Below are 22,496 nucleotides of genomic sequence, written 5' to 3' on the forward strand. Positions count from 1 at the left end.
TTTGTCTGAAATTAAGCTATTTGAAGAAATTAATGATGTAAACAAAATATTGAATGAGATTGATTCTGACCGAATTCTCGTTGTTCTAGACTCTAATATTAATAGTCTCTATCTCGACCTTATTGATGTAAGAGAAGGGATTGAGATCTATATCGCCCCTGCTGGTGAAGATTGTAAAAATATCTCTGAAGTTGAAAGAGCATGTGAGTTCTTTATTGAAAAAGGAGTTCACCGTGGCGCACACCTTGTCGCTATCGGTGGAGGGGCATGTTCAGACTTTGCAGGTCTTGTAGCCTCTTTGTTGTTAAGAGGAATTAAATGGAGTGTTATTCCCACAACACTTCTTTCAATGATCGATGCAAGTATAGGTGGCAAAGTTGCAGTTAACTCAAAGTTTGGAAAGAACTTAATAGGTGCGTTTCACCTCCCTGAGAATATTTATATTTGTGCAAAATTTTTAGAGACGCTAGCAGAAGAAGATTTTATCTCTGGTCTAGGTGAGTTAGCGAAATACTACTTCCTTGATGAACAAGTATTTAACCTAATTAATAATGAAGCAAGTTTTGAAGAGATTACTCTTCGTTGTGCTAAGTATAAGCAAGAAATTGTTGAGCAAGACTTTAAAGAGGGTGGAATTAGAAAGGTTCTTAACCTTGGACACACTTTAGGTCATGCAATTGAAAAAGTATATGAGCTTCCACACGGTGTTGCTGTCTATTGGGGACTGAAGCTAATCTTTAATATTTTCCACCGTGATGAAGAAAATGAATTCCTAAATCAATTCTCAGGTATCTTCGGTTTAGACGCTCTGATGTGTCCTTGGGAAGATTCGCTACCGGTTGATGAGATGATGGATTATATCGCAAAGGATAAGAAAGTTGTCAGTCGTAATGCAATTGAAGTGATTCTGCCAAATGGAATTGGAGCACCTACGATCCAGACAGTTTCTCTTGATGATATTAGACAGCATTTACTTGATTACGCTAATGGTAAGGGAGCAACCAAAGATTTCATTAAGAAAATAAAAGTCCCTTCATCTAAGTCATTTGCCAATCGTGCACTTATCCTCGCTGCAATCTACCCACAAGACGTACAGCTTATGAATATGCCGGAATCAACTGATGTTGTTAATATGCTAAGTTGTCTGGACAGTATTGGTCTTACAATTGAAAAAGCTGAAGATGGCATTATCATTCGTGGCTCTTTTCCTGAGTGTGAGATTGCAACAGATGATGTTATAGAACTTTATTCAGGCGATGGTGGAACCACAAATCGATTTATCATACCGTTACTCGCTCGAGGAACAAATAAATATAGCTTGATACCAAGTGAGAAAATGTTTGAAAGACCTATGGATGAGCTTGCAAATGTACTTGATGATCTTGATGTTGTTGTGACTAGAGATGAAAATACATGGTTTCAAGTTCAAGGGCCTATGAGCATCTCTAGAGGGGTGTACGAAGTTGATTGTAGTCGCTCAACGCAATTTGCAACAGGTCTTGCAATGGCACTATCGCCACGTGAAATTGATGTCGAGCCTATAAACTTAACTACGAGTCGTCCATACTGGGACATGACATTAAACCTCATCGAGCGTTTTAAGAATGGGGAACAAGTTTTTGAAGTTCCGGTTGACTTTAGTTCGTTAGGATATCCATTGGCCTATGCCTGTTTGACAGGCCCTGTACTAGTTGAGAATTGTAAAGGGATCGATCGCTTTCAAGCTGATAGTAAGTTTATAGGACTTCTCGAGGAATTAGGGGGTCAGTTTGACTTTACCGCCAACGGTCTCTTATTCAACGGCATGGATAACTTAAACGGATTTGAAATGGATTGTCGTGATTGTCCAGATCTTATACCAACACTATGCTTTCTCGCTTCATACGCAGCTGGTGCAACAATCATTAGAAGTGTTGAAGTTCTTATTCATAAAGAGTCAGATCGCTTAAATGCTGTCATGGACTTAATGAAGCTCTATGATATTGAACATCACTATCATGCAGAGGAAGATTATCTCGAAATTATTGGCAGAAAGCCTGATGGACGATCTATTGATATCGTTCCTCCTCGAGATCACCGAATGGTAATGGTTTCTTATCTTTACCAGTTAGTTAATGGTGGAGGTAATCTAGAGAATAAGGACTGTGTCGAAAAATCATTTCCTAACTTCTTTGAGGTCATTGCTTAGTGAAGAAGATTGAAGTCATAGTAGTTTCATTATTTATTACGATTTCAATCTTCTGCGAGATCTTTGGTTATCGTGGAAATATTTATCCATTCTTTAGTTGGCAACTTTTTAGCTATGTGAGAGTTAAGTGAGTCAGCAATTAATTGTTAAAGTATTTTATTCACTTACTTTTTCATTCATTAGTTATTTTCTTTTTGATTTAACACCCATTGACTCAAATGAAAATTGGTTCAAATCTTTAATTCTTTGGGTCTATCCATTCAAAACGATACTGATTCCATCACTTGTCTTAATACCTATAACTATAGGTTGTATAAATGACTTTAAAACTAAGTATTTTAGAATTGCCTACAGTCTTGTTCTTATGGTGTTAATTGCATTAATGAATGGAGCAGACTTTGATCATGATCTATTTCTCTGGTTTTACATTTCCGTTGTTATTGCACTTATTCCAGATAAAAAGATTTTGAATACTTCAAAGCTTTTAATCACACTTGCTTATTTTATGTCTGGTTTTTGGAAGTTGTACTATGGAGTAATAGGGATATTCTCTGATGATCTTAATTCTTACCTGAACTTTTCTGGTCTAAAGTCTATTGTCCTAAAAAGTAATCCTGCGGATTGGATTAGTGTTATTCCTTCAAGCATGTTTTTTATTGCAGGTATTTTAGTTCTATTAATTGAGTTATCTGGTTTAGTTCTCTATTTTCAAAATAAGTACTATCTTAAGTACTGGGCACAAGTGATGATTGTTTTTCACATGTTGACAGTTGTCTTTATGAAGATCGAGTTTGTAGGAAATGTTGTGCTTATTAGTTTGGTATTTGCTGACTTACTGGTCACTAAGAAAGAACAATCCAGCCCATATCCTCACACACATACTGAAGTGTGAAATTACGAGATTCATCTAGGTTGACGTTCTTTTCAACATCAAAAAGACCATTTTTTGAGGCAATTCGACGATTGGTAGGGTCAATTACTGGAGACTTACTCCATTTTGATTTCTGAACACGAAAATTGATAATAGAGTCTATATCAGTAGGGTTTTCTGGAAGTTTATACGTCATACCGCTTTTAAGCGTTACACAAGTATTATCAGCACTTGAAATAAGAAAGTTATTGCCAGATTTTCTTTTCACTCTAAAAAAGCTATGTGCAAACGCTTTATACGTAAATAAAGAGAATATGGTTGTGAAAATAAAATTTCTTCGTTTCATAAACTTATTATATACTATATCCATATATTTGAAGAAATAAAAAATGGAGGAATATCTATGTCAACTCTAAGAAGAGCATCAATAAACTCAAGTACTGGAGCGCATTCTGTAAATACAGGTGCTGATTTATATTTCTCAAATCAATTTAAGGCTTCTAAAGTTTGGAATTCTGTCTGGAATGATATTGCAGACTTCCAGCTTTTAAATGATGAATTAAAACCTGGTAAATGTTATTTCGACACAATTGAAGGTGCAAGAATTTGTACAGAAAGATGCCAGAAAAGTGTTATTGGGATTGCTTCAGATACTTTTGGTTTTGGTGTTGGACAAGGTAATGCTGGTCTTGAAGTGCCAATCGCAATTGGTGGTTGGGTTCTTGCCTATGTCGACAAAGACTATGATCCTGGAACTCCTCTGACAAATGATGAGCACGGAAACTTGACTGAGATGACATTAGAAGAAAAACGTGACTATCCAGAAAGACTTGTTGCGATTTATAAGAAGCCTGAGCTTAAGGATTCATTTGGCGATAAGAATCATCAAATTGTCGTCGATGGCCGTCACTGGGTGAAAGTAAAGTAATAAAAGGTCTACTATGATAGTCTTATCAATAGCTTTCTCGGAAGCTTGTAATCTAGATTGTAGCTATTGCAATGTTGATAAGCTTTCGAAGAAATCAATAAATACAGATCTATTTCTTAAATCATATAAAAAGGTTCGTCAGGAAAAACCTGATGAGTTAATCCAAGTAGATTTCTATGGTGGAGAGCCTCTTCTTCACTGGGATAAGATTGTCTTTGTCACTAATGAATTAAAAGACGAAGAGAATGTTCAATTCTATATGCCAACAAATGGTTTACTACTCGATCAGGAGAAGGTCGATTTCTTAAATAAGAATAATATTCGTGTCTCTTTGTCCTACGATGGCCTATGGCAGGATATAAATCGTAAACAGCACGATAGTCGTGGCACAAATTACTTATATGAAAAGAAACTTCCAATTATAAAGCAACTTAATGATCTCACTTGCCACTCTATGATTTATGCTGGCAATAGTAATCTTCTTGAAAATCATCTCTATATCAAAAAAGTACTAAACTTAAATCCAGATCTCACATTAATTAGAGATGTTGATGTTTGGACAGAAGAAAGTGCGAATGCTGTTAACGAAGGCTTCAGTGAATTAGTTGACTGGTATATTGAAAATGTCGACGAAGTTGAGATGCCACAAATAATTCTCACTTACCTAAGACACATTCTACGTTACACAGCAAAAGATATAACAATTGATTATTGCGGAGCAGGAGATACTCACTTATCTTTTTCCGAAGATAAGCTAATTGCCTGTAATCGCTTCAAAGATGACGACTTATATCTAAAAATTCCAGAATATAAGAAGATGGCCGCATGTGAGAGTTGCAGTGTAAAAAAAATCTGTAGAAAAGGTTGTTTATATGAGAACATTAAGAACGAAGGACCTATTGAGAATATTTGCATAATGTATCGCCATTTTTATAAGGAAGTACAACGCATGATTTCTGAAATAAGGTCAAATAAATATTTTACTAGAATCTTGAAAAGAGAAGTTTATGAATCTTAAAGCATTAAATCGAAGTATGTACTTAGCTGCTGAACATTTATTTGAAGCAGGTAAGCATATGATGCCAATTGCTCCAGAGTATGGTGAAAAACTTATGCTCGAAGCAGATGAAATATTATCAATGATTAAGCCTGAAGAAGAAAAAGTTTCAGACGAAAAATTGGATAATATTTTAGATGAGATTCTCAATGTGGAGATAGAATAATGGTCGCCTACAATTTTGAAAATCCTGCAAAAGCGTCTCAAAAACGCGTCGCAAAGAAATACTTTACTCTTGAGATCACAACCTCTGCGCTATGTGATTTAAATTGTACATACTGCTTTGAAGGCGAGAAAGTCGATAAGGCCCGTCTTGATAATGAGCTACCAGTTATCTTTAAAAGAATCGATAGTATTCTTGCAGATAAGAATTGGTTTCAAAGTAAGTATGATGGTTTAAATATTTCACTTTGGGGAGGAGAGCCTACTCTCAATCCAAATTTCATTATCGAGTTAATGAATAAGTATCGTGATCATGAGAATGTTGACTTTCACTTATATACTAACGCTTTCAATATTCACAATATGAGAAAGATTATTGAGAATGTTGATACGAGCAAATTACATGTTCAGGTGTCGTACGATGGACGCGCGGTTAATGATAGCTACCGATTAATGAAGAATAAAAAGCCTTCAAGTAATCATGTCATTAATAATCTTTATGAACTTGCTGGTCTTGGGATCAATGTAAGTATGAAGGCGACTCTTCCAATTGATAGTATGGAAAGTCTCTATGCTTGCTGGGAAGATTATTACGATATTCAAAAGCTTCTTTGGAAAGTTTCTAAAGATATCAATATTAGCTACTCACCAACAATTGATTATATTACGAAATTTTCTCTTGATGAGAAAAAGGATGCGATAAAGATCTTTAGAGCAGAGTTTTTAAAAATCGCTAAGAGAGAAATTGAATTCTATAATGAAAATGGACGCTACCTATGTTCATGGTTTGGTGGTGAAGATAATCGTAAACACTGTTCTGCTGGTTATAATATGGCAGCTATTGATCAACGTGGAAATCTCTATGCATGTCATGGGGCCATTTATTCAAAGCATAAAGAAGAGTTGGCTTATAGTGATATCAATGATGATGCATTCGTTGAAAAGATTAGTGCTTATACTCAAAAATTCGAAGAACCTCTTAAAAAAATTCACAAAGACTGTCAGGACTGTGTCGCTACAACTTGTATGATTTGTCCTGTGGCAAGCCATGAGAAAAGTGAAAAGACAGACTTCTTTGAAAAGTGGACAGATAATTGGGTAAACGAGCTTTGTGGTTTCTTTAAAACATTTGGAGAAATCGATAGGGCCGTTCAAAAACATATATTCTCTGCAAACGCGATGACTAAACAAGAGTATATGGACAAGGAGGCTTCAAATGGCATGTAGTGGTGGGCACTGCTCTTATCACAATACGGGTACTGCAACTTGTTCTGGACACCGAGGTGTTTGCTCGGCAAATAGAACCTATGGTTTAAGTTCTGGAATAGTTAGTGGTGGTATTGTTTACGGTAGCCATGTTAGGGCATTGAGAAATGTTATTGCCGCTGAGTTAACACGTTACCGTAGTCACTCAATGTATAACCCTGCCAACCCAACGGACTCTTACGCTAGAGGGGTGACAATATCAAATAGTGTTGTCAGTAATATGACTGCAAGAATAAATCAACTTTCACCTGCAAATGATACTGCTTGGAGTGGCGCAAACCCCTCTCCTGCTGACAATAGGCCAAAGGGTGCTGATGATGGAACAGCTGGAGGTTCATCAGGAGCAAGGAGCTGGAGTAAGCGAGGGCAGCCTTATACGAGAACTCACTTACAAGAAGTTTTAAACTACTATAATACGATTAGAGCAGATTGTATTTGTAACTCAGATTGTAACTGTAATGCTGTTTGCTCGTGCCATAATAACTGTGGATGTCACTACTAGATTAAAAGGAATTAATTATGATGTTATATGATGTTGCTTCAGTAGAGGATCGTGGGTCACACTGGTATGTGACAAATGTTTTTCCTCATACTCTGGATCCAATTGAAAGACAAGAAAAGCTGTTAAACCTTTCAGCTGTGTCTGCATCAATTATTAAGCATGCCTTAACAGAAGGTATCGAAGTTAGAATCGTAAAACCAATTGAGTATAATGAAGTTATGCCACATGAAATTAAATTAATTAGTGGCGATGCATCTGACTATAACTTCGCAAGAGAATCAGCAATAAAGAAAGCAAGAATGGTGGTAACGCAAGATCTTGCTTCTGTTAGCGGTTATACGTTCTATAGCTATATGTGTTTAAATAACGAGCTTTGCGATAAGGGCTACTTCATTACGGCCGAAAATCGTGAGTCAAAGTATTTAGAAATTTTAGAAACAGGTAATGAAGATCTTATTCAAAAGCTAGAAGATTACCTGAATATGCGCGATCAAATCGAAAGAATTAGTGCTCTTAATAAGAAATTTGATCACTTTAGAAAAATCGTTAATGAAGAAGAGTGTACTGATAAGATCGACGAGCTTACGAATAAGTTCTTAGAGGATTATTATTCAACATTCTTCTAGAATTATTCTCTATTCACAAAAAGATCATCGTAAAGTAAATGGAACATTATTTTACTGCTTCGAGTATTTTCTCTTTTCGAGAGCTCGAAGCAGTGATGTGAAGTTTATCCTCTATAATTGTACTCAAGAGGAAAGAATCAATTGGATTAATGTATTCAAAGAGAGATATCATTTTCCAGATGAGTATATTTCTGACTTTCTTGTTACCAATAGTGTTTATGAGATATTTAAATTAAAACCTAAGCGTTGCATGATTCTTGATATTCATACGCTTAAGCTTTTAGGCGAAACAATACCCTGTGACTTAGTAGTCTTCTCAAATGAGGGGCATGAGATGCGTCGTTACGGGATGAAAAAGGTCAAGTACTTTGGCTACTACGAGTATCAAAACTTTGATGAGCAGGAACTTTTAAAGTTCTCATTTGGGAATTATAAAGACCTTAGTGCAGTTGATGACTATGTCTTCGTCAACACTCCATCACTTGATTATACTAATATCGTTATCCCTGAAAATTACAAACAGAGAAAGCTCATTTATAAAATCGCTAATAAGCACCATGAAAACTTACATGAGAAGTTTGATACGATGCTCTATTATCAATCAGCAAAAGTTGATACGAATAATCGTTTGGTTCCAGAAAGTCTTTACTATAAGAAGAAGGTTGAAATCTTTAAGAGTGTTATTCAAGACTCCGTAAATATGCGTTATAATGATATCTTATTAAACGGATTTGAAGCTTATCACTTAACGGATGAAGATAAGTTAATTCAAGAATTTTTGGATTAATATGATTCTAAGACTCGATAAAGAAAATTATGATCTTTGGCTTACCTATAGCTGGAGTGCAAATAACCATGGCCTTTGTGGACATACATATGAGGTTATTGATTACTATCTTTTTTTAAAAGAGCATATGCGTGTAGGAATTCTTCTTTGTGAAGATATTGATTGGCCTACATTTCGTGATTCTGTGGTTGGAAAATATATCATTTCTGATGATGAGTTAGCTCAGCTAGAAAAAGATACTCTTTTTGTAAACCGTCCTAACTTAGTCCATGCAAATTATATTCTCTTTACGGATGGGGGTGCTAAGTCACTTATGGGCAAGCATATCTTGGCGCAAAAGATCTTTCATTTTGCTTGTGGTGATAAAGAATTGCAGGACAATGATAAAGACAACGTCTTTATTCTCCAGGATGCTCGAATCTACCGCGATTGTAAAAATGCAATTGACTACAAAAAGCGAATTAACTTTGATCGTTTAAAAAAGCCGACAAAGTCAGCTCGTTGCAATCTTCTCTATGGCACAAAAAATTGTCGAAATATCCCTGATCAGATGTATCTAGACCTCCTTAGTAAGTACGATGGGAAGTTTATGTGTCTTACCAATAAAGAAAATCGACCTGCTGGACGCCTAGAAGGGCTCTCTGAACGCTTTGATTTTCCAGAGATGCCAATTACTGATCTTTTCGAAAAATTTGATAGATATATTTATACACCGGTACCGCGCAAGTTTGATTGTAGCCCCCGTATGATCGCGGAATGCAAGTTTTTTGAAAAAGAGGTTGTGTATTATAATATAGACTACTGGGATGAAGATAAAGGCCTCTATTGGAGAAAGTGGGATATTGATAATGACTTCGAATCAATATTCTTAAAAGAGGGCGATCCCATACTAGAAATCTTGGGAGAACATATTGGATTATAATATTTTTAGCCACTCTGGACTTAGGCTATTAAATGACAAATTCAATAAGAGAGCAAAGCTCGATACTGGCACATTCTGTAATTATGAATGTTACTTCTGCTATTATCTTGAAGATCTAGACAAAGTAACTCCATTAGAGACAATCAAGCAAAGAGCTAAAAAAATCTATAACTGTGGAATGAGAGAGATCGATCTAAGTGGTGGTGAGAGCTCTGTTCATCGTGATTGGTTTGCAATTCTCGACTACTGCCATGATTTAGGTTTTACAAATATTTCTGCACTCACTAACGGGGCTAAGTTTGCAAATTTAGCCTTTTGTGAGAAATCTAAAGAACATGGCCTAACTGAATTACTCTTTAGCCTTCACGGAGTTAATGAAGACAACCATGATTCAATTGTTGGAAGGAAAGGTGCCTTTCGTAAAATGCTTAAGGCCATATCTAACTGCCAACAAATCGGTATTAAGGTTCGTATTAATTGTACAGTAACAGATAAGAATGCTGAGCTACTAAATGAGTATGTTGAGTTGATTAATAAGATAAAACCATATCAATTAAATTTTCTTCCACTTAATTATTGGGAAGATGCTGATCGACTCGATTCGCAAAGTTACGAACACTTGAGTAAGTATATTAAGCTTGCCATTGATAATCTAAATCAAGAAATTCAAATTAATGTTCGCTATATCCCATTTTGTTTCATGCAAGGGTATGAGAAGTATGTTGTTGGAGTCTATCAGCATATTTATGATCGTAATGATTGGAATATCTATGCTTACGATGTCGAAAAAATTGAAGAAAAAGTTCTTGATACAAAAGAATACTTTGAAGTTGCCGCACAGAAAAGAAAGCATACCTACACCAAAGGTAAGGAGTGCTTTAACTGTAAATACTTTTTTATTTGTGATGGTGTAGAAAAGAAAATATCAAATATTCAGGATGTTTACCCTGTTGAAGGGGAGAAGATTGATGATGTCCTTCATTATCGACGAGGTCACTATCCTGAATGTGATTATAAGTAGGTAAATTATGGAAAAATTACCAAATTCATTAGCGAAAGAAGATATTCTCGAAATTGAGCTCGAGTTAACAGGAACGTGTAATCTTGATTGTCCTCTGTGCTCACGAAGTTACTCCAACGCGAAACACTTGGTGAAGTATAACGAAAGACCTGCAAGTGAAATTATTGCTCAACTAGACGAGTATCCTAATATCAAAATGTGTTGCATGGCCGGAATGATTTCTGAGCCAACACTTCATAAAGAGTTTTTTACTATTATGGAGTATTTGATTGATCGTGAAATCGAAGTCGAACTTTACTCAAATGCTTCTCTCCATTCTACTGACTGGTGGCGAAAACTCGGTTCTATGATGAGTCCTCGAGATCATGTATTCTTTACTATTTGTGGATCAACGCAAGAGTTACATGAGAAGTATCGTGTTCGTTCCAATTTACAACAAGTCTTAGATAATCATGCTGCATTCAAAGAAGGCTGTAGGTACGATATCGATTACCTTCAACATATTAAATTTGAATATAATGCGAAAGACTTTGAAAGTGAGGCCATGAAAGATATCCGCTCTCGCTTTAGTCGTGAGTATAATATTAACACTCTTCCTTATAACGAAAGATTTGGTTTTATCAAAGATGAGGAGAATGACATAGCCTTAACGGCCAATTTGGCCAAAAGCTATAACTTAATTTCTCGTCATGCCAAGAGACGTTATGAACGAAATAAATCTGGTGAGATTAAATGTCAGATGCGCTGTAAAAGCCTAGAAGAGAAATTTGTGGCGATTGATCAGTGGGGAGAGATCTTTCCGTGCTTTCTTTATCGAATCTATAATGTTGGGGAAAAATTTAACCTCGACTATTCAAAGATAAATCAGTTTAAGTATGATTTTTGCTATGAGTGTGAAGCAATGACGACCAAGATGCTTGACGACATTGGCCTAGAGAGGATGGGGTAATGAGCTGTAAGCAGACAACATTACATCGTAGTGAGATCTTAGAGTTAGAAATGGATCTTACAGGTACATGTAATCTGCGTTGTCCACTTTGTACAAGAAATTATGCTCATGCTGGCCATCTATTAAAACGTAATGTTCGAAGTTTTGAACAGATTAAAGAACAACTGGATACCTTCACAAACCTTGAAGTCTTTTACATGGCCGGGAATATTTCTGAGCCAACACTTCATCCTGAAGTTAAGGAGCTTTGTCGCTACTTAGTTGAACGTGGTGTTGCCATTGAACTATTTACTAATGGTAGTACTCATAATCCTAAGTGGTGGGCCGAATTAGGAGAGATATTATCTTCTAATGACCGCATCTATTTTACGATCTGTGGATCAACTCAAGAACTCCACGAAAAGTATCGTGTTGGAAGTAAACTTCAAGACATCTTAGATAATCATCAAGGTTTTATTTCAACGAATAAAGAAGGAATCGATCATATTCAACATATAATGTTCAAATATAATCGTGAGGACTATGAAAGCGATGCCATGAAAAATATCATTGCGCGCTTTAGTAAAACATTTAATGTGGATACTGAAGGCCAAAGAACTTTTAATGAATATGTTAAGTCTTTTGATAAGGACTTAATTCGTCCAGAAGACGAAAGAAAGAGGGCCATTGATGCTCTCTTTAATATTAAACCATCACCAGGTGAGAGTACGGATATAGAAATTAAATGTATGAGTCTAAGGGATCGAAAGATTTATATTGATCAATTTGGACAAATCTCACCGTGCTACGGTCATGCAGAGTATGAAGGACCTGGACACTTCTCTGGTGAAGTATTTGATTACGGAGAAGTACTTAGTTTTAAATTTAAAGATTGTTTTAAATGTGAAAGACGTATTCAGAAACTAATTGATGTAATGGAGTTAGATTTTGTCTGCTAGTAATGATGCCCTCATTCGTAGTGAGAGAATAGAATTAGATCTCACTGGAACTTGTAATGCAAAGTGCCCTTTGTGTGCACGAAACTATAAGCATATTGAAGTTAAATATAATGAAAGACATTTAAATGAAATCACAGATCAACTAGACCAATTCCCTAATGCCAAATTCGTTCACTTAGTGGGAGCTTTTTCAGAACCAACTCTATATCGCTCAATTTTTGATCTTTGTCGTTATTTGCGCAAAAGAGATATCGCAATTGAAATATGTACAAATGGTGATACTCACGATCCTGATTGGTGGTCCGAACTCGGTACAATTCTAGGGCCTGATGATAGTGTTTATTTCACAGTATGTGGTTCCACTCAAGAGCTTCATGAAATTTATCGTGTTAACACAAGTCTCGCTAATATTAGGGCCAATGCGAAAGCATTTCGTGAATCAAACCCATATGGCATAGATTATATCCAGCATATCCTCTTTGATTATAATGCAAAAGATTTAGAAGATGGAAGTATGGATGAACTTCTAAAAGAGTTTAGTAATATTAATCTTACACAAACTCTTTATCGCCGTGATACTGAAGTTTATAAGAATCCTTTTAATCTGGATAAGATGCTTGTAACTCCTGAGCTTAAACGTAAGTATGATGTGATTATCAGCTCAGCAAAAAAGAAATGGGGTGAAAAAGTTAGTGGTAGCAAGGACTATGATATTGATTGTCGTTCTTTCCATAATAAGAGTATTCACATTGATCAACATGGGACTGTCTTTCCTTGTTATGTCTGGCTTGAAGAAAGCCGATTAGAAAAATGGGATTTAGATTATAAGAAAATTCAAAACTTTGAATATGAATGCTGCCAAATTTGTGAAAAGAACTGTAAGCGTTTAATGGATATGTGGGAGCTTGAGATTCTATAATGCAATATAATAAATTTGTTGAATTTATAGAACTTAGTTTGAATAATAGCTGTAAATTACAGTGTCAGGGCTGTCCAAGCTTAAATCCCGATCATAAGAACTCAAGAGAGCTAGATTTTTCAAGAGTTCTTCCTATTATCAAGGATTTCAATCCAAAAGAAGTATTTATCTGCGGTAATGATGGTGAACCGTTAGAACACAGTGATATTAATAATATCCTTGTCGCACTAGGTGAGAACTTTTCTCATGATATTCTCATTGCAACGAATGGGGAAAACCTGATGAATCTCGACGTGGAAAAATTAGAAAAATATAAGAATATGGTTTTTCAGGTGGCCATCGATGGACCAAATCAAGAAATTCATGAGTTAACTCGTGGAGGTAGTAGTCTGGATACGGTCTTTTCAAATATAGAAAAAGTTAGAGGAATTTTGAATATAGAACCTATCTTCTCTCGACATGTGTTGAATGAGAAGTATGCGGTTGAGACAGCAGAGCTAGTTAAAAAGAAGTTTGATTTAGACTTAGTATTTCGTGACACAACTCTTATTACAAATGTAATTAAGCCGCCAAAGAATAAAAGTACTAGAGGGAATATGGATTTCCTATATAAGAAGGATTATTCTTTGCCTGTTACACCATGGTTTAAAAGAATATATATAAACTCTGATGGAAATTGCTATCCTTGTGTTTCTTTTATTTATGCAAGAATCGATAGTAGGCCCGTCAATATTTATTCATATAAAAGTACTTTTGAGTTCTTTACTAGCTTTATAAAGTTTTCTCGAGAGTTTTGTAGTTGTTATCAGGCCCTTGGGAACACAACTCAGTGTAAATTGAATTGTGATTTCTATATGAATGAATTTGAATATGATGATTTGGAAAGTATTAAGGATATATCGTGATTAGAAGTAATACCTCTTTTGGTAAACTCAATTCTATTATCGTTGGACGAGAGCTCGAGATTAGCAAGAGAATTGCTGATTTCACTTTTCAGCACTTTTACGGTGAGAATTTAACTCATGCTGTATATGATCGACTAGAACATGGTGGACATGAGTACTATGTTAATCATGACCTACTTTTAAAGCGTAATGAACAACTAGATAACCTTGCTGATACATTTGAAAAGTTAGGAGTTGAAGTTTTTCGCCCAGATCGACTTGGGCAAGTTGTCACTATTAAGACTCCTGATTATAAAACAGAGCTCTCTAGTGCGAGCAATGTTCGTGATGTCTCTCTCGTTTATCGAGATTATATTATTGAAACTCCTACTTATGTACGAAACCGCTTCTTTGAAAATACTCTTCTTTATAATGTTTATAATCAGTTATTTGATGGTGGTAGAGGTGGAAAGTGGATTCGATCACCACACAATAAACTAGTAGAAGAAACGATGGACTTAAGTCCTTGGAATTCAGAGCGTGATTATAAAAACTTTGATCGCTCAAAATATACGATGGCAATAGATGGGGCCCAGTTTTTAAGAATCGGTAAAGATGTCATTGTTAACGTAAACTCATATAACCATTTTCTTGGTTTAGAGTGGGTAAAGTCATTCTTTCCTGAAAGTAACTTTCACATCGTAAATGTTGCTGATAATCATATTGACGGTGTTTTAGTATGTCTTAAGCCTGGGACATTTCTTGTGAATCCTAAATATCGTAATATAAAGGATTTTTTACCTGAGAAATTTAAAAACTGGGATTGTTTATTTCCAGATGATTATAAAGCAGAACCTGTGATTGAGTCCGGGAAAACGGATATTGACATCCAACTTGCAAGCACAAGAGGTATGGATATTAATATTGTAAGTGTTGATGAAAAGAATGTGCTAGTTAGTGAGAGTGCGGCAAATGTTATTGAGTTACTAGATAAGCATGGCTTTAATCCTCACCCTGTTCGATTAGAGAATTGTGAAATTTTTGGTGGAGGCATACATTGCTCAACACTAGATACAAATAGAGAAGATGAATACATCGATTATACAAAGTAGTACGTATGAAGATTGCACTAATTACAATGATTGAAAGTAATGGCCGAAGTACTAATGATGATAATGGCATTACATTTGAAAATCAGAGACATTATGAAGATGAGGCAATTCTCTGCTTTGAGAATTGGCGTAAGAATGCAGGTGAATTAAAAGATATTCCAATTTATACCTACTGCCCCTCAAAACATATAGTGAGCGAGAAGACGAAAAGTAAATTTAAAGAACTTGGTGTGATCTATATTGAAAAATATCACGTTGAAACAGAGAGTTTTGAATCTGGTTTCGTAAATGTTCCTTTTTGTGGAATGTTACTTGAAGAAGAGTTAACGGAAGATCTCTTTATTCATATCGATCTTGATATGAATCTTATAAAACCTTTAGATCCTAAGTTATTTGAAATAGCATATAACGAAGATAAGATTGTCGTCGGTCAATACGATGATATTTCAAAAAAAGACCAACGCTTTATAGGTGAAGATTGGGGTAATCCTCTTGATACGGGGTTTATTATTTCTCGCCGTGATAGTGGCTTTTACAAATTCTTCTTTGAAGAACTTATGGCCCTTTATAAGACAAATGGTGATGAGAGATGGCAGAAGTACTGTCAAAATGTAGAGAAGTACTTTCTTGAGGAATATGTCATTGAGAAAGCATTCAATGAGGGACGTCTTAATGTCCACCCTGTGCAGTATTATCAAGTAGGTGAGGGGTATGCTTCTGTCACCACATTTCCTAAAGATAAGTTACATAGCATTTATTTTTGGCACGAACACCTCTATCCAAACTCTAAATATGATAAAGTAAGAGAGAGAATTGCATATTTTAAGAGAATGAAGGATCTGTGATGGATATCGAACATATATTCAGAGAAAAGAAAATTGAGTTTCTCTACGCTGCTCAACATAAACTTAAAGAAGAATTTAATATCGAGGTTCCTGTTGGAACAGGATTTGGAAAAAGTAAGAGTTTTTACTTTATTCCTGTCGGTAAGCGTAAGTATGTTTTTAAACCAGCTTTAAAATTTCTTGTTACTGATGCGCCTGATATAGACCGAAAACTTAATTTTACATTTGATGATTTATTAAAAAAATATCGTAAGATCATGAATATAGAAACAATTCTTCCAACACTACTTGATGAGTCTGAAAGCTTTTTGGTTTTTGAGTACTATAACGAAGAAGATGGTTGGTTTAAGATGGATGATCTTAAAAAAGGTGATTGTGAGACAGTCATTACTTTAACCAAGAATCTTTGGGGGAATGATAAGAACGTATTGTTTCCTTTTTATAATCAACTTTATTCTAAGGTTTATAAAAATATAAATACCGGTGAAATTAAGATTGTTGACTTAAAATACGTCGAAATTCAAAAGCGTAGACCAATTTTTATGTATATATGCGATTATAATATAAATACAATTTTTTATTTTGAAAAAAACTATAATCCATTCTTTAAAGTGAAAGATATCTTGGCCCGTGAGTATCCTGTTTTAGAGGCCCAGGAGAAGTTCTTATATAAATAATGAAAATACCTTTATTTCGCCCATATTCGAGTCCTGATTTAAAAGCACTGCTTAAACGTGTTATAGATGGTGGTGAATGGACAGGTGGGAAAGAGGTAGAAGAAGTTGAAAATCTATTAGTTTCTAGGTTCAATTTTCCAAATTTTACTTGCACCAGTAGTGCCACGTCAGCTTTTGAAATAATTTTGGATATGTATTTTTCTGAAATTGAGGCAACAATTGTCGTTCCTACTAATACATTTGCAACTACGGCAGAAGTACCAAAGAGATTAGGTCATAATATTATCTTTTGTGATGTTGATTCATTCACAGGAATGATTGATATTACATCGTTAGAACAGATCCTTAAATCTCAAACAGTTGATTGTGTGGTCCCGGTCTCTATTGGAGGACATCTTCATAATAGAGATGCGATAAAGAAATTAAAGCGCGAGTATGGCTTTAGAATTGTCGAGGACCTGGCCCAACTCATTTATCCAGAATGTTATGACTTAGAAATTGATGCAGCTTTTTTCAGCTTTTATCCAAATAAGATACTCTCTTCTCCTGATGGAGGAGGACTTGTCGTTTCTGAAATTTCTTTAATAAACCAGGCTAAGAAGCGTCGATTACATGGTATAGACCGTAAATCAAGAGGTGAGTACGATATCGAATTTCTCGGCCGTAAAGCGAATATGACAAATATTGATGCTATTTTTATAAAAGATCAAATATCTATGTTGTCAGATAAAATCCATAAACGCTTGGCCATTTATCATTCATATACTCAATTACTTGAAGAGATTGCAGAAGTCGAAGTCTTAGCACTCGGTAATAATATTATACCTTCACTATTTATCATTCATGCTAAGAATCGAACTGAGTTGAAGTCTTTTTTAGAAGAGAATGGTGTGCAAACGTCGATTCACTTCAAACCTCTTCACTTGCATTCGTATTGGAATCAACAAGAGTTAGTGTTTCCTGGTGCTGAGGGGTATTACTCAACTACTCTTTCACTTCCTTTTTATGAAAATTTAAGTGATGATGAATTGAATTATATTATATCTCTTATAAAAAAGTTTTACTCTATCTAATAATTCTTTCAATATAAAATGACTCTGCTAATTCTTTACCACACTTTGTCCCTTCAGACTTTGCAAGGATCTCTAAATTCTCGATTGAACGAGGATGTGGAAAAGGGTGTAATTCGCTTTCGTAAGCACACATTGCTTGAATCTTGGCCCTTAAGTTTTCTTCCGTTATCGAATTAAAATAATTTTTTCTTGTTTGTATAAATTGTGAAGACTGATATTCAATACTTGAAGGTATATCAAATGTATAGATTTCTGTAGTTGTATTACTTGGAGTTGATCTAAAGGCAGTGAGGACGGCCTTGTTTGTGATTTGATGGTCGATATTTAAATCATTGTATGAGTGTGTGTAAACGATATTAGGATTATAATCATCTTTCACTTTTTCAATCTCTTGGATGATGTCGATAAGATCATAGTTGTCGAGTCTATTATCTTTTAAAGATAACTTTTTGTGGTCTTTCACCCCAAGTATTTTAAGTGCTTTTAAGTATTCTTGATGACGGGTATCGACATCTTTGCCCTGGGCCGAAGTACTATCAGTTATGACTAGAACATATACATCATCATTATTTCTAATATGTTTATGTATGGTTGCTCCACAACCCAAAACTTCATCATCAGCATGAGCAACAACTACTAGAACCTTTTTATTCATGGTGCCACCTTTTCAAAACTCCAATAATCATCACACTCACATAGCTTAAATGGGCAGACAATTGAACTTGTTTTGAAGTCACAAGTTAGAATGTGTTTTTTTATGCTCTTACAAGCATAAGAAACTTGTGCGTCATAGTGAATTATAAAGGCCTTAATATCACACTTCCAACCTTCTAACTGATTATAGCCATTATTTAAAAAATCAGATTTTGAGATATGCTTTTGTGTCTTGGCCGTTTTAATTAAAGTCGTTTCTTTATTTTCTAATAGAGCTACTTTCTCTTCGCATGTCTTGATAAAAGCTTCAATCTCTTCTTGATATTTTTCATATGAAACGCAATCTTTTGTCTCTTTATGAAGTCTTATACAATTTAAGGTATGCTTATTTTCTTGTGCTAATTTATATAGACTTTCGAATGTATGTTTATATTTTTCAAATTCTTCTAATTTATTAGTGAAGAGAAACGCCGTATCCATTTGATATTTTTCGGATAGGAGATCTATTTTTTCGATAAAACCTTTGTTTGGGTATTCAGGATGAAAACTTGCTGTGATCTTTATTTTTTCACTTATAGGAAGTTTGAGCCAAAAGTTTTCTGGTTTGACAAAATTTGTGACAATTCTTATTTCTTTTAAATTTTGAATGCTTTCTAGCTCTTCAATAATATTGATAAAGTTTGGATGGAGACTTGGTTCCCCACCGATTAGGTTAATAATGAATTCTTCTTCAATGCTCTTAAGTTTCTTTAAAACAATTTTACTTAGTGTTGTGTACTCAGTATCGCTATTAAATGGCCTATAGTAACAGTAGCTGCAATCAAATTGACAATGAGAAACCATCTCCCAATTAATATTAAGTGGGGAGCCTTCTCCAATAGCAATAATCTCTTCATTTTCATATTGCATTTCTTAGGTCCTCTATTGCAATTCTTTCATTTCCAAATAGGTTTATAATTCCACGCTGCTTTAAAATTTCTTTATATAAGGGTGCTTCGTAATTATAGGGAAAACAAAAGTCTTTAACCTCTATTCCTTGCTTAGCGAATTCATTTATCATTCTATCTGTATCATCTCTTAGGTGATCATGTAGTTCTTTTAAAGCTAGGCCATTTCTTAAATCTTTATGGTGATGTGAATGACCACCAATATAACAATTTTTAGTTGATGCTATTTCTTTGATTTGACTCCATTTCATATAATTAGCTGTATTACCTGTTTGAAAGAAACACTCGTGAGCTTTAGCACATGGAATCGTTATCTCATTCTGCGCTTCTTTCTCTGGAGAAATTATATTGGTGGAAATAAAGAAGATCTTTGGTGTTTCAAATTTTAAAAAATGATTTAGATACTTATACTGTGAGTAAAGTCCGTCATCAAAGGTAATGATATAATCAGATAAATCAAGCTCAAGCATCCATTCGTATACTTCATGAATCATTAATATTGGCTTATTCTTCTTATTCATATTTCTTTGCGATATCCTTAATAATTGCTTTAAGTTCCACTTGTGGATGATAAAATTGTTTCAATTTTTCGATACTTGGTGATCTCTTTAAAATATCTTTTGAATTATCACTATACTCGTCATTAAAAGCTATTGTTTCAATTTCTAGATCAAGCTCCAATGTATCTTTGATAAGATGAGCAAGTTCTTCTATCGTGACTCGGTTTTTATCATTCCCGATATTAATTGTTTGATTAGAGAACTTATCTTGCTCTATTAAATACTCCAATGATGCGATCAAATCACTAACATGGCAGAAGGACCTTGTTTGCGTTCCATCACCATAAATTGTTATTTTACCTGTCTTTATCGCATCACGAATCATCTTTGGCATGACCATACCATATTTTGGAGACTGCCCAGGCCCAGTTACATTAAATAGCCTAAGAATGATATGTGGTATTTCGTAACTCTTAAGTAAAAACTCTGTCATTAGCTTATTACATGCATAACCCCACCTCAAGATATCAGGAGAACCAATTTGAAGGCATTGATCTTCTTTGCAATTTTCCTGGTTACCATAGACTTCAGAGCTGGAAGCAAATATTGTCTTCGTCTGATGCTTGGCCAAAAGAGGGAGTAGGTCATGGCCGACTTTGTTTTCATTAATAATCGCTTCTTTTGGTGATTGATCGATTTTTTTAACACCAACAGCGGCAGCAAAGTGACAGAAAATTGTGGTGTCTTTTAGTTCGGTATTAAGCCAGTCTAGATCTTCTTCACTCATCTTGGCCAAATCCATATTTCTGTATGATATTTCATTACAAATATCTTTCAAATCGTCTATTGAGACGACGTTTGTTGATAAATTGTCGATTACCGTGATGTCGAAGTCTTGAAAGAAATTCTTGGCGATTTCGCTTCCAAGGAATCCAAGTCCACCACTCACTAACATTTTACGTCTGGTCATAAATTCAGCCACTTGCAGTAATTTTATCTATTGGTAAAATTATTTAGTTAATAATAATGCATCAAATTTTAATTACACTTATAATTATAACATATTGCATGTTTATGAGGTGTCTCAATGAAGAAGAAAAATAATTCAAATCAATTCGGTTTTACTCTTGCCGAGGTAATGGTTGCGGCCGGTCTAATTGGAGTACTCTCTTTGGCCGTCGTTAATATGATGAGTAATATTAATAGAACTTCTAAACGTGCATCTCAAGTTTTTAATGTTCAGCAGGAAACACAAAGAATTACGAGTATCCTTTCCAATGGGGATGCATGTAAGAATACTTTACTAGGAAGAGATCTAGGAAACGCTCCTGGATATACTACAACAGTTAATGTTCCAGCAATTAAGGATGCGAGTAACAATGATGTTTATACCATAGGTAAAGAATTGGGTTCTGGAGCAGACACTGTAAATGTAAACAGAATGCAAGTAAGGCGTTTATTTTATCCTAAGACTGGTACCTATGGGACAATCGAGAATTATACTGTGGGAGGTGTTCCATTTACAAAGATGGAAGCTCAACTAATGATCACTTTTCGAAAGGGTTCAGTCGGCACTAGTGATGATATGATTAAAAAAAGTTCTGTAGGTGGTATCGATATTACAAAAAGACTTGGAATGATGGTTGTTGTTAATTCCGCAGGTCAGATTCAGTCATGTTACAGTACAGCAGATGAATTCTTAGATAGTGCATGTAGAAATTTAGGTGGCACAATTGATGGAGTTGATGGTGAGTGTAAGGATGTTCAGTTAAGAACTCTAAAAACAACGTCTGCTACTGGTACAACAAATGCTGCAACAATTGGAGATGTTAATTCTGCCAACATTACTAATCAAACTGCCAATAATGCACCATTGAGAATCAAGCTTGGGGCAGCAGGGGAGTATATGTCTTTTGATAGTAATGACATTCAAACAAACGGAAGTGCATTATTTTTAAATCAATACGGACAAAATTTAGAATTAGGTAATTCTGCAGCCACTACGAATTTAAAAACAGGGACGAATAATATTACTGGTACAAATAATATCTCTGGTACGTCAAATATCTCTGGTACAACTAATCACACTGGAGTAACTAATTTTAACAATGTTACAAATCATAATGCAGTTGCGAACTTTAATCAGTTAGCTGACTTCAATAGTACCGTTTACTTTGATAACGTAAATACTCTTTTTAGAGAGGGGATGACACTGAGTGCTGGGAAAACTTTTACTGTTAACACTGGTGCTATAATTAGAATGAATGGATCTTCTTATATTAACTTCCAAGGAACTTCTTATATGAACTTTGCTTCAGATAGAAGATACAAGCACGATATTGTAGAGCTTGAAAACGTACTTGAAAAATTCAGCGAGATCAGAGGTGTAGAATTTGTTTGGAATGCAAATAATAGAAGAGATATTGGTTATATCGCTCAAGAGATTGAAAAGGTATTTCCGGAAGTTGTATCGACAGATGAAAATGGTATGAAAAGCGTACAGTATACAAAAATGCCTGCAGTAAATACAGCGGCTATTAAGGAACTTAAGCGTGAGAATGACGAGCTGAAGTTTAGAGTTAATCTTCTTATGAAAGCTCTTTGTAATGGAGAGGATGCTTATAAGTATGAAGAGGTTTGCTCAATTCCTGTAGCACCTTTAGAATAA

26 protein-coding genes are annotated in these 22,496 nt (G+C 35.0%); 21 read left to right on the forward strand and 5 right to left on the reverse strand.

The features are described 5' to 3' along the window. Position 1 precedes the first annotated feature (1 nt). The 3 genes from ACRXC1_RS01095 to ACRXC1_RS01105 are packed head-to-tail and all read left to right on the forward strand — an operon-like array spanning position 2 to position 3,080. Positions 2 to 2,188 (forward strand): 3-dehydroquinate synthase family protein, encoded by a 2,187-nt coding sequence (locus ACRXC1_RS01095; RefSeq protein WP_433655817.1) that lies wholly within the window; start codon positions 2 to 4, stop codon positions 2,186 to 2,188. Then, positions 2,188 to 2,319 (forward strand): hypothetical protein, encoded by a 132-nt coding sequence (locus tag ACRXC1_RS01100; RefSeq protein WP_433655819.1) that lies wholly within the window; start codon positions 2,188 to 2,190, stop codon positions 2,317 to 2,319. The genes ACRXC1_RS01095 and ACRXC1_RS01100 overlap by 1 nt, the downstream gene beginning before the upstream one ends. Next, positions 2,316 to 3,080 (forward strand): hypothetical protein, encoded by a 765-nt coding sequence (locus ACRXC1_RS01105; protein WP_433655821.1) that lies wholly within the window; start codon positions 2,316 to 2,318, stop codon positions 3,078 to 3,080. Before ACRXC1_RS01100 ends, ACRXC1_RS01105 begins: the two co-directional genes overlap by 4 nt. Here ACRXC1_RS01105 and ACRXC1_RS01110 read toward each other — a convergent pair. Further along, a complete protein-coding gene (locus ACRXC1_RS01110; RefSeq protein WP_392909798.1) occupies positions 3,031 to 3,405 on the reverse strand; it encodes a hypothetical protein in 375 nt (124 codons plus the stop codon). The two genes, ACRXC1_RS01105 and ACRXC1_RS01110, sit on opposite strands and share 50 nt — an antisense overlap. A 57-nt stretch (positions 3,406 to 3,462) precedes the next feature. Between ACRXC1_RS01110 and ACRXC1_RS01115 the strand changes: the two genes are divergently transcribed. The 17 genes from ACRXC1_RS01115 (at position 3,463) to ACRXC1_RS01195 (ending at position 17,727) form a co-directional block, all read left to right on the forward strand. After that, a complete protein-coding gene (locus tag ACRXC1_RS01115) occupies positions 3,463 to 3,987 on the forward strand; it encodes a hypothetical protein (RefSeq protein WP_392909800.1) in 525 nt (174 codons plus the stop codon). Between the two features lie 13 nt (positions 3,988 to 4,000). Next, complete coding sequence (locus tag ACRXC1_RS01120) at positions 4,001 to 5,005, forward strand: radical SAM protein (RefSeq protein WP_433655823.1); 1,005 nt, start codon at positions 4,001 to 4,003, stop codon at positions 5,003 to 5,005. Then, on the forward strand, positions 4,995 to 5,210 hold the full coding sequence (locus ACRXC1_RS01125) for a hypothetical protein (protein ID WP_392909804.1): 216 nt from the start codon (positions 4,995 to 4,997) through the stop codon (positions 5,208 to 5,210). The genes ACRXC1_RS01120 and ACRXC1_RS01125 overlap by 11 nt, the downstream gene beginning before the upstream one ends. Continuing rightward, complete coding sequence (locus tag ACRXC1_RS01130) at positions 5,210 to 6,433, forward strand: radical SAM protein (RefSeq protein WP_433655826.1); 1,224 nt, start codon at positions 5,210 to 5,212, stop codon at positions 6,431 to 6,433. The genes ACRXC1_RS01125 and ACRXC1_RS01130 overlap by 1 nt, the downstream gene beginning before the upstream one ends. Then, on the forward strand, positions 6,423 to 6,974 hold the full coding sequence (locus tag ACRXC1_RS01135; RefSeq protein ID WP_433655828.1) for a hypothetical protein: 552 nt from the start codon (positions 6,423 to 6,425) through the stop codon (positions 6,972 to 6,974). Before ACRXC1_RS01130 ends, ACRXC1_RS01135 begins: the two co-directional genes overlap by 11 nt. Positions 6,975 to 6,991: 17 nt before the next feature. Further along, entirely contained in the window at positions 6,992 to 7,600 is a 609-nt protein-coding gene (locus ACRXC1_RS01140) for a hypothetical protein (RefSeq protein WP_433655830.1), read from the forward strand. Positions 7,601 to 7,697: 97 nt separating this feature from the next. Further along, entirely contained in the window at positions 7,698 to 8,387 is a 690-nt protein-coding gene (locus ACRXC1_RS01145; protein WP_433655832.1) for a hypothetical protein, read from the forward strand. A 1-nt stretch (position 8,388) separates the two neighbouring features. Beyond that, the gene (locus tag ACRXC1_RS01150; RefSeq protein ID WP_433655834.1) at positions 8,389 to 9,309 is read left to right on the forward strand and encodes a hypothetical protein; all 921 of its coding nucleotides are present in this window, start codon (positions 8,389 to 8,391) and stop codon (positions 9,307 to 9,309) included. Next, positions 9,299 to 10,330 carry a radical SAM protein gene (locus ACRXC1_RS01155; RefSeq protein WP_433655836.1) on the forward strand — a complete coding sequence of 344 codons (1,032 nt, stop codon included), beginning with the start codon at positions 9,299 to 9,301 and terminating at the stop codon, positions 10,328 to 10,330. The genes ACRXC1_RS01150 and ACRXC1_RS01155 overlap by 11 nt, the downstream gene beginning before the upstream one ends. A 7-nt stretch (positions 10,331 to 10,337) precedes the next feature. Then, positions 10,338 to 11,279, forward strand: a complete 942-nt coding sequence (locus tag ACRXC1_RS01160; RefSeq protein ID WP_433655838.1) for a radical SAM protein — start codon at positions 10,338 to 10,340, stop codon at positions 11,277 to 11,279. Continuing rightward, a complete protein-coding gene (locus tag ACRXC1_RS01165) occupies positions 11,279 to 12,217 on the forward strand; it encodes a radical SAM protein (RefSeq protein ID WP_433655840.1) in 939 nt (312 codons plus the stop codon). Before ACRXC1_RS01160 ends, ACRXC1_RS01165 begins: the two co-directional genes overlap by 1 nt. Further along, the gene (locus tag ACRXC1_RS01170; RefSeq protein ID WP_433655842.1) at positions 12,207 to 13,136 is read left to right on the forward strand and encodes a radical SAM protein; all 930 of its coding nucleotides are present in this window, start codon (positions 12,207 to 12,209) and stop codon (positions 13,134 to 13,136) included. The genes ACRXC1_RS01165 and ACRXC1_RS01170 overlap by 11 nt, the downstream gene beginning before the upstream one ends. Then, complete coding sequence (locus ACRXC1_RS01175; protein ID WP_433655844.1) at positions 13,136 to 14,041, forward strand: radical SAM protein; 906 nt, start codon at positions 13,136 to 13,138, stop codon at positions 14,039 to 14,041. Before ACRXC1_RS01170 ends, ACRXC1_RS01175 begins: the two co-directional genes overlap by 1 nt. Beyond that, the gene (locus tag ACRXC1_RS01180; RefSeq protein WP_433655846.1) at positions 14,038 to 15,132 is read left to right on the forward strand and encodes a hypothetical protein; all 1,095 of its coding nucleotides are present in this window, start codon (positions 14,038 to 14,040) and stop codon (positions 15,130 to 15,132) included. The genes ACRXC1_RS01175 and ACRXC1_RS01180 overlap by 4 nt, the downstream gene beginning before the upstream one ends. 5 nt (positions 15,133 to 15,137) lie before the next feature. Then, positions 15,138 to 15,977 (forward strand): hypothetical protein, encoded by an 840-nt coding sequence (locus ACRXC1_RS01185; protein ID WP_433655848.1) that lies wholly within the window; start codon positions 15,138 to 15,140, stop codon positions 15,975 to 15,977. Next, positions 15,977 to 16,654 (forward strand): hypothetical protein, encoded by a 678-nt coding sequence (locus ACRXC1_RS01190; protein WP_433655850.1) that lies wholly within the window; start codon positions 15,977 to 15,979, stop codon positions 16,652 to 16,654. Before ACRXC1_RS01185 ends, ACRXC1_RS01190 begins: the two co-directional genes overlap by 1 nt. Then, positions 16,654 to 17,727 carry a DegT/DnrJ/EryC1/StrS family aminotransferase gene (locus tag ACRXC1_RS01195; RefSeq protein ID WP_433655851.1) on the forward strand — a complete coding sequence of 358 codons (1,074 nt, stop codon included), beginning with the start codon at positions 16,654 to 16,656 and terminating at the stop codon, positions 17,725 to 17,727. Before ACRXC1_RS01190 ends, ACRXC1_RS01195 begins: the two co-directional genes overlap by 1 nt. Here the strand turns inward: ACRXC1_RS01195 and ACRXC1_RS01200 are convergent. From ACRXC1_RS01200 to ACRXC1_RS01215, 4 genes are read right to left on the reverse strand one after another with little or no spacing between them, the layout of a single operon-like run. Then, positions 17,720 to 18,382, reverse strand: a complete 663-nt coding sequence (locus ACRXC1_RS01200; protein WP_433655853.1) for a PIG-L deacetylase family protein — start codon at positions 18,380 to 18,382, stop codon at positions 17,720 to 17,722. The genes ACRXC1_RS01195 and ACRXC1_RS01200 overlap by 8 nt on opposite strands. Continuing rightward, positions 18,379 to 19,290 carry a radical SAM protein gene (locus ACRXC1_RS01205; RefSeq protein WP_433655855.1) on the reverse strand — a complete coding sequence of 304 codons (912 nt, stop codon included), beginning with the start codon at positions 19,288 to 19,290 and terminating at the stop codon, positions 18,379 to 18,381. The genes ACRXC1_RS01200 and ACRXC1_RS01205 overlap by 4 nt, the downstream gene beginning before the upstream one ends. Continuing rightward, positions 19,280 to 19,849, reverse strand: coding sequence for a polysaccharide deacetylase family protein (locus ACRXC1_RS01210; RefSeq protein WP_433655857.1), 570 nt, complete (start codon positions 19,847 to 19,849; stop codon positions 19,280 to 19,282). The genes ACRXC1_RS01205 and ACRXC1_RS01210 overlap by 11 nt, the downstream gene beginning before the upstream one ends. Further along, entirely contained in the window at positions 19,842 to 20,798 is a 957-nt protein-coding gene (locus tag ACRXC1_RS01215) for an NAD-dependent epimerase/dehydratase family protein (RefSeq protein ID WP_433655859.1), read from the reverse strand. The genes ACRXC1_RS01210 and ACRXC1_RS01215 overlap by 8 nt, the downstream gene beginning before the upstream one ends. Positions 20,799 to 20,915: 117 nt before the next feature. Between ACRXC1_RS01215 and ACRXC1_RS01220 the strand changes: the two genes are divergently transcribed. After that, entirely contained in the window at positions 20,916 to 22,496 is a 1,581-nt protein-coding gene (locus ACRXC1_RS01220; protein ID WP_433655861.1) for a tail fiber domain-containing protein, read from the forward strand.

It is taken from the genome of Halobacteriovorax sp. GFR8, from assembly GCF_050955245.1.
GTDB lineage: Bacteria > Bdellovibrionota > Bacteriovoracia > Bacteriovoracales > Bacteriovoracaceae > Halobacteriovorax_A.

Coding starts and splice junctions, on each gene's coding strand:
- ACRXC1_RS01110 (WP_392909798.1), bottom strand. CDS start 3,405: ATGAAACGAAGAAATTTTATTTTCACAACCATATTCTCTTTATTTACG.
- ACRXC1_RS01115 (WP_392909800.1), top strand. CDS start 3,463: ATGTCAACTCTAAGAAGAGCATCAATAAACTCAAGTACTGGAGCGCAT.
- ACRXC1_RS01120 (WP_433655823.1), top strand. CDS start 4,001: ATGATAGTCTTATCAATAGCTTTCTCGGAAGCTTGTAATCTAGATTGT.
- ACRXC1_RS01125 (WP_392909804.1), top strand. CDS start 4,995: ATGAATCTTAAAGCATTAAATCGAAGTATGTACTTAGCTGCTGAACAT.
- ACRXC1_RS01130 (WP_433655826.1), top strand. CDS start 5,210: ATGGTCGCCTACAATTTTGAAAATCCTGCAAAAGCGTCTCAAAAACGC.
- ACRXC1_RS01135 (WP_433655828.1), top strand. CDS start 6,423: ATGGCATGTAGTGGTGGGCACTGCTCTTATCACAATACGGGTACTGCA.
- ACRXC1_RS01140 (WP_433655830.1), top strand. CDS start 6,992: ATGATGTTATATGATGTTGCTTCAGTAGAGGATCGTGGGTCACACTGG.
- ACRXC1_RS01150 (WP_433655834.1), top strand. CDS start 8,389: ATGATTCTAAGACTCGATAAAGAAAATTATGATCTTTGGCTTACCTAT.
- ACRXC1_RS01160 (WP_433655838.1), top strand. CDS start 10,338: ATGGAAAAATTACCAAATTCATTAGCGAAAGAAGATATTCTCGAAATT.
- ACRXC1_RS01165 (WP_433655840.1), top strand. CDS start 11,279: ATGAGCTGTAAGCAGACAACATTACATCGTAGTGAGATCTTAGAGTTA.
- ACRXC1_RS01175 (WP_433655844.1), top strand. CDS start 13,136: ATGCAATATAATAAATTTGTTGAATTTATAGAACTTAGTTTGAATAAT.
- ACRXC1_RS01185 (WP_433655848.1), top strand. CDS start 15,138: ATGAAGATTGCACTAATTACAATGATTGAAAGTAATGGCCGAAGTACT.
- ACRXC1_RS01190 (WP_433655850.1), top strand. CDS start 15,977: ATGGATATCGAACATATATTCAGAGAAAAGAAAATTGAGTTTCTCTAC.
- ACRXC1_RS01195 (WP_433655851.1), top strand. CDS start 16,654: ATGAAAATACCTTTATTTCGCCCATATTCGAGTCCTGATTTAAAAGCA.
- ACRXC1_RS01200 (WP_433655853.1), bottom strand. CDS start 18,382: ATGAATAAAAAGGTTCTAGTAGTTGTTGCTCATGCTGATGATGAAGTT.
- ACRXC1_RS01205 (WP_433655855.1), bottom strand. CDS start 19,290: ATGCAATATGAAAATGAAGAGATTATTGCTATTGGAGAAGGCTCCCCA.
- ACRXC1_RS01210 (WP_433655857.1), bottom strand. CDS start 19,849: ATGAATAAGAAGAATAAGCCAATATTAATGATTCATGAAGTATACGAA.
- ACRXC1_RS01215 (WP_433655859.1), bottom strand. CDS start 20,798: ATGACCAGACGTAAAATGTTAGTGAGTGGTGGACTTGGATTCCTTGGA.
- ACRXC1_RS01220 (WP_433655861.1), top strand. CDS start 20,916: ATGAAGAAGAAAAATAATTCAAATCAATTCGGTTTTACTCTTGCCGAG.